Source organism: Mesorhizobium sp. M5C.F.Cr.IN.023.01.1.1, from assembly GCF_003997585.1.
GTDB lineage: Bacteria > Pseudomonadota > Alphaproteobacteria > Rhizobiales > Rhizobiaceae > Mesorhizobium > Mesorhizobium wenxiniae.
Genome location: NZ_RZSU01000201.1, coordinates 1 through 5,090, shown reverse-complemented (window position 1 = coordinate 5,090; position 5,090 = coordinate 1). Strand labels below are relative to the sequence as shown.

Genomic DNA, 5,090 nt, shown 5'->3' with positions numbered 1-5,090 from the left:
GACTGAGATCGAGCGTCAGCTCGACCGGCTGAAGATCGAGCGCGAGCGCCTGGGCGCCGTCAATCTGCGCGCCGAGGAAGAACAGAAGGAACTGTCCGATCGGCTGGAGACCATCGTTTCCGAACGCGAGGACATCATCGAGGCCATCCGCAAGCTGCGGCAGGCGATTCAGAGCCTGAACCGCGAAGGCCGCGAACGGCTGCTGGCTGCCTTCGACGTGGTCAATGGCCATTTCCAGCGGCTGTTTTCGCATCTGTTCGGCGGCGGGACGGCGGAACTGCAACTGATCGAGTCCGACGATCCGCTCGAGGCCGGTCTCGAAATCCTTGCGCGGCCGCCCGGCAAGAAGCCGCAGACGATGACGCTGCTTTCCGGCGGCGAACAGGCGTTGACGGCGATGTCTCTGATCTTCGCCGTGTTCCTGACCAATCCCGCGCCGATCTGCGTGCTCGACGAAGTCGACGCACCGCTCGACGATCACAATGTCGAGCGTTTCTGCAATCTGATGGACGAAATGGCCGCCACCACCGAGACGCGCTTCGTCATCATCACGCACAACCCGATCACCATGGCCCGCATGAACCGGCTGTTCGGGGTGACCATGGCCGAGCAGGGCGTTAGCCAGCTCGTGTCGGTCGATCTGCAGGCGGCCGAGGCTCTGCGCGAGGCGAGCTGACGCGTCGACAGCACAGCTTGTCGGTAGCGCCTGTCGGCTATAGCCCGAGCTGAGACGGTCCTTCATTCGGATGTAGCATTTTGATGTTGCACATGGTCGTTTCGGAAATCGATCTCGATTTCGCGATCATGTGCCAGCATGTGCATGGAGAACCTTGTTGCCTATACTTGTCACTGGAGCCGCGGGATTCATCGGCAGCTATGTTTGCCACCACCTCTTGAGCAGGGGGGAAGCAGTCGTCGGCGTCGACAATATGAACGACTACTACGACCTGGCGCTTAAAGAGGGGCGGCTCGCCCGCCTTCAGCCCCACAAGAATTTTTCATTTCATGAGATCGAGATCGCCGAACAGGGCGCGCTCGCCACCGCTTTGGCCGGGCAAGGCATAGTCAGGATTGTCCATCTCGCCGCTCAGGCGGGTGTGCGTCATTCACTCGACAATCCGAGGCTCTATGTCCGTTCCAATGTCGTCGGCCATCTCGAAGTGCTCGAATTCTGCCGCGCGCAGCCGGCATTCGAGCATCTGGTCTATGCCTCGTCGAGTTCGGTCTATGGCGGCAACCGCAAGGTGCCGTTCAGCGAGACCGATCAGGTCGACAGGCCCGTCTCTCTCTACGCTGCTACCAAGAAAACCGATGAATTGATGAGCCACACCTATGCCCATCTCTTCGGGGTGCCGCAAACCGGCTTGCGGTTTTTCACCGTCTACGGTCCCTGGGGCCGACCCGACATGGCCTATTGGATATTCACAAAGGCGATGCTCGAGGGAAAGCCGATCCGGGTGTTCAACAATGGCGAGATGTGGCGGGATTTCACGTATGTCGACGATGTGGTGCGGGCGGTCGTTGCCGTGCTCGACAAGCCGCCCATGGCCGAGGCCCCACCCAGCAGGATTTACAATGTCGGCAACAACCGACCGGTGCGGCTGGGTGATTTCATCGACACTCTGGAAAGACTGCTCGGTGTAAAGGCGATCCGCCACAGCGAGCCGATGCAGAGCAGCGACGTCGAGCGGACCTATGCCGACATGACGGCACTGGAGCGCGATTTCGGCTTCAAGCCGAGCGTTTCGATCGAAAATGGTCTGAAGAAATTCGTCGACTGGTACCGGTCCGAATGGGTTGCAGGATCAACGACAAGGTGACTGCGGCCTGAGTGTCGTCGTTGCCTGTTGGCATCCGCGTTTGCGGCCCCGCGACTTCGCTCCGGCCGGCCGCTCGATCATCGCCTCAGCCCGGCCATGAAGGTCTTTACTCGGGCAGGGTCGACCTGGTTCCACCAGACGCCGTCATGCTTCAGTGCGCTGGCGATGATGACGCCATCGACGATGCCAAGGATATCGTTGGCATTGTCGGGCGTCACGCCGCTGCCGACCAGCGTCGGTAGGCCGGCAGCCTCTTTGATCATGCGGATGTAGCTCAGATCCGCAGCGTGCCCGGTGCGCTGACCGGTTGCAATGATGGCGTCGGCGTCGAAGAAGACCAGGTCCTTGACCAATTCCTCAATCGGGCGGTCGGCGACGATCGCGTGCGCGCCATGCTTGACATGAGCATCGGCGAAAACGCGGATGCCGTTGGCACGCAACTTGGCGCGGTAGCGTGCCGCGCGGCCCGACTCGCCCTCGACAAAACCCTCGTTGGCGACATAGGCATTCGCCCATTGATTGACGCGGATGAAACCCGCGCCGGCGGCACTGGCGATCGCAAGAGCAGGGATCGCGGCGTTAGCGAGCACATTGATGCCGACCGGCTTGCCGAGTTCGCGGCGGATACGGTCGGAAACGACCGCCATATAGGCCGCTGTCTCCGGCCCGATATCGTCAGGTTTGGCAAAGGGGATGTCGCCATGATTCTCGACGATCACGCCGTCACATCCGCCGTCGAGATAGGACCTCGCATCATCGAGACCCCGCTGATAGACCGCCTCGACCGCCTCGCCGTCAAAGCGCGGCGAGCCAGGAAGCGGCGCAAGATGAACGACACCGATCACCACCTTGGTGCGGCCGAAAAGTTCTACGAGCGCGTCGCCGCCTGATTGGCCGAGTTGGGTCATGAGAGCTCCGTTTGATCGAAGAGCGCGGCCATTTCAGTCGCGGAAGGACAGGATATCAGTGTGCCCGGGCGAGTCACTGCAATTGCCGCGGCCGCGAGCGCGAACTTCAGTGCTGAGGTAACCGACATACCCGTGGCAAGCCCGCCGGCCAGACAGCCGCAAAACACATCGCCGGCGCCACTGGTGTCGAGAGCCTCGACACGTGGCGCCGGCAAACGACGCGGTACTTCCTGGTCGGGGCCAAGCACGAGACAACCTTCCGCGCCAAGTGTGATCACGACTGTTCCGGCGCCTTTGGCCGCGAGCGCGTCGGCCGCGGCTGCCATATCACCCCGGCCGGTCAGTTCTTTCGCCTCGGATTGATTCACCACCAACAGCTGCGCCAAACCGAAATCAGGCAGAGCCGCCGCGTCGATAGGGCTGGCGTTCAGAACGGTACTCGCGCCAGTTTCCTGCGCTGCCCGCAGGCAGGCGTTTATCGCGGCACCTCGCAGGTTTCCTTGGCACACAAGTATGTCGCCAAACGCGATCCGGCGCGCAAGTGCGGTTTGCGCAATCGGATCGAACGCTTCGCTGCAGGCGACGCCGCTGACGATGAAATTCTCGCCGCCAGCCTCAATAACGATAGTCGAGCGGTCACTCGGCAGGTCGAATTCGCTCACCTCGAGGTCGGACAACTCCCTGTCGAGAGAGGCTCGGATCCATGCGCCTGCGCGGTCCTTGCCGAGCGCCGTCCAAAACGTCACCGCAGCACCCGTGCGCGCGGCCGCAACCGCCTGGTTTGCGCCTTTGCCGCCGAGGCCGTCGGCGTAGCTGCTGGCGTTCAAAGTCTCGCCGGCGGCAGGGAAGCGGCCGACGCGAAACATCGTGTCGACGCAGGCATTGCCGACGACATGCACATGCATCGCTCAGTTCTCACCGGTCGCCCAGCTCAGCATCTGTTCGAACAGGGTCTTATAGCCTTTCCAGGCGACGAACTCCGGTGGCAGCCAATGCGGCCCGACATCGGATGTCCAGGCCACAGTGCGGCCCTTGCCATAGTGGCCGGCGACGAGCAGCGGCAGCGATCCGTAGTCCGATGACACTGTTGCCAGAACTTCCGCCCCGTCTTTCAGCGTCACCTCGTTGAAGCCGAGCAGGATTGGCCAATCCGAACCGAGACCCTGCAAGATCGGATGGTCCGAGGAGCCCTTCGGGACAGGCGAAAACCCTTCCGGCACTTCGACGCGGTCGTCGAACGCGAGGCAGTTCACCGGCAGGACCTCCTCGACTGGCGTTTTGCGGTAGCGCGCGCCGCCATTGATGCCCTGGAAGCTATAGTAGCCGCCGAACATCAAAAGCCCGCCGCCATCGCGCACATAATCGCGCAGCAGGCGCAAGCGGTTCGGCGTCGGCTTCGAGTGAACCCAGGTGTCGGGATGCAGAAGCAGCGTGTTGGCGCCGATGTCGGAGAGCACCACCGCGTCATAGGCCGAAAGCGCCTCCATTGTTTGCGGAAAACTGCGCTGCGCCTCATGCGCCGGCATGAAGGCCACGTCGAAGTCGGTCGCCTTCAGCGCCGTCAGCAATTCGTCAGCGCCGGTGTGGTAGGTGACCGTCGGAAACTGGTCGAAACCCTTGATATGGGTCGCGGTCGACACCCAGGATTCGCCGGCAAGCAGGATCTTTTTCTTGGACATTTGAACTCCGTCTTAAGTCAGTTCCGCCGCGAGAACACAGCCTTCGGATTGGCGATCAGCATGCGGTCGATGGCTGGCTGCTCGACGCCATGCCGTTTCAGGCGCGGTATGAAATGCTTCAGGATATAGCCGTAGCCGAAGCCGCCGAAGCGGGTCAGCATGATCTTGAGGAACACATCCTGCGACAGCAGCAGGCAGTCGCCGAAACCGGCCTCGATAAGTGCCGCGATTGCTCGCGCATTCTCTTCGTCGGAGGGCGATTGCGCGTCCTGGTCGGCATAATAATAATCCATACCGATCATATCGTATTCGAGGAACGCGCCGCGCCGGGCGAGGCTTGTCTGATAGTCGAGATCGCTATGGCTGGGGTTCATGTGGCACAGAACGGTGTGGCGAAGATCGGCGCCCTCCGCCTCCACGACATCGAGCACCTCATGCGCCAGCCGCTCCCAGCCGGGCAGATGGATCGACAGCGGCACGCCCGTGATGCGCGAGGCCCGCGCCGAAGCTCGCAGTGACTTTCGTTCCTCTGAAGTGAAGTCCTTGCTGACGCCGATCTCGCCGATCAGCCCGGCCAGGATCGGTGGCTGCGTCTCGCCGCCGCCGACGTCGTTGACGATGAACTCGGTCACCGCGTCGATATCCATCGCGTTCAGCCATTCGGGATGGCTGTGCTCGAGATA

General features: G+C 61.9%; 5 protein-coding genes and 1 pseudogene. 2 read left to right on the top strand and 4 right to left on the bottom strand.

The window, feature by feature from the left end:
- Both EOA78_RS34985 and EOA78_RS34980 read left to right on the top strand, forming a co-directional pair.
- Positions 1-676, top strand: a 676-nt coding sequence (locus EOA78_RS34985) for an AAA family ATPase (protein WP_164784104.1), incomplete at its 5' end; no start/stop codon positions are given.
- Positions 677-833: 157 nt separating this feature from the next.
- Complete coding sequence (locus EOA78_RS34980; protein ID WP_206533563.1) at positions 834-1,820, top strand: NAD-dependent epimerase/dehydratase family protein; 987 nt, start codon at positions 834-836, stop codon at positions 1,818-1,820.
- Between the two features lie 77 nt (positions 1,821-1,897).
- On the opposite strand, the gene EOA78_RS34975 is transcribed toward EOA78_RS34980, so the two are convergent.
- The 4 genes and pseudogenes from EOA78_RS34975 to EOA78_RS34960 all read right to left on the bottom strand — a co-directional run.
- Entirely contained in the window at positions 1,898-2,728 is an 831-nt protein-coding gene (locus tag EOA78_RS34975) for a BtpA/SgcQ family protein (RefSeq protein ID WP_127320232.1), read from the bottom strand.
- Positions 2,725-3,633 carry a PfkB family carbohydrate kinase gene (locus EOA78_RS34970; RefSeq protein ID WP_127320230.1) on the bottom strand — a complete coding sequence of 303 codons (909 nt, stop codon included), beginning with the start codon at positions 3,631-3,633 and terminating at the stop codon, positions 2,725-2,727. Before EOA78_RS34970 ends, EOA78_RS34975 begins: the two co-directional genes overlap by 4 nt.
- A 3-nt stretch (positions 3,634-3,636) precedes the next feature.
- The gene (locus tag EOA78_RS34965; protein WP_127320228.1) at positions 3,637-4,407 is read right to left on the bottom strand and encodes a glutamine amidotransferase; all 771 of its coding nucleotides are present in this window, start codon (positions 4,405-4,407) and stop codon (positions 3,637-3,639) included.
- Positions 4,408-4,424: 17 nt separating this feature from the next.
- Positions 4,425-5,090: pseudogene (locus EOA78_RS34960) on the bottom strand (phosphotriesterase); the annotation flags it as partial.

Coding starts and splice junctions, on each gene's coding strand:
- EOA78_RS34965 (WP_127320228.1), bottom strand. CDS start 4,407: ATGTCCAAGAAAAAGATCCTGCTTGCCGGCGAATCCTGGGTGTCGACC.
- EOA78_RS34970 (WP_127320230.1), bottom strand. CDS start 3,633: ATGCATGTGCATGTCGTCGGCAATGCCTGCGTCGACACGATGTTTCGC.
- EOA78_RS34975 (WP_127320232.1), bottom strand. CDS start 2,728: ATGACCCAACTCGGCCAATCAGGCGGCGACGCGCTCGTAGAACTTTTC.